This window comes from Roseibium sp. RKSG952 (assembly GCF_009711355.1).
Genome location: NZ_SMMF01000298.1, coordinates 1 through 530, shown reverse-complemented (window position 1 = coordinate 530; position 530 = coordinate 1). Strand labels below are relative to the sequence as shown.

The 530-nt window shown below is 52.5% G+C and carries 1 protein-coding gene and 2 tRNA genes; all 3 read left to right on the top strand.

What is annotated here, in order from left to right; translation table 11 throughout:
• Positions 1–53 precede the first annotated feature (53 nt).
• Positions 54–129 (top strand) — tRNA-Val (locus E1297_RS00785).
• Positions 130–203: 74 nt separating this feature from the next.
• Entirely contained in the window at positions 204–386 is a 183-nt protein-coding gene (locus E1297_RS51100) for a DUF1289 domain-containing protein (RefSeq protein ID WP_209015545.1), read from the top strand.
• Positions 387–399: 13 nt separating this feature from the next.
• Positions 400–475: transfer RNA gene (locus tag E1297_RS00775), tRNA-Ile, on the top strand.
• Positions 476–530 lie beyond the last annotated feature (55 nt).

The window sequence follows — 530 nt, the reverse complement described above, 5'->3', positions numbered from 1 at the left end:
CGTCCTTCAGGGCGGGGAAGACGTTAAGTCCCGACACCACCACCAAGGAATTCGGATCCTTAGCTCAGTTGGTAGAGCGTCCTCTTGACATGGCGAAGGTCGCTAGTTCAACCCCAGCAGGATCCACCATTTCCTGATTCCTTTGGTGGATAGGGGTTTGTCCCCAGCAGAAGGTAACGATACGTTAGTGAGATGAAATCTCCATGCGTAAAACACTGCAAAATCGACGAAGTCTCAAGACTGTGTTAGGCTGCTTTCGCACGCTCAATGAGATCGGCTCTTGGTCGCGAATGAATTACAGCCAAAGATACGCAGTAATTGCAGCCCCCCGAGGAGTCGTGAGAATCGAGCGGCCAGATGGTAAAGAACACGAAACGATTCCCTAGCGGGAAAAAGTTTGCGCAGATAGCTCAGTTGGTAGAGCACGTGGCTGATAACCGCGAGGTCGGAGGTTCGAATCCTTCTCGGCGCACCAAATCAACACCGAGAACGGGGACACAAAGTGATCCAGAAGCGCGGCAAACCCCTTC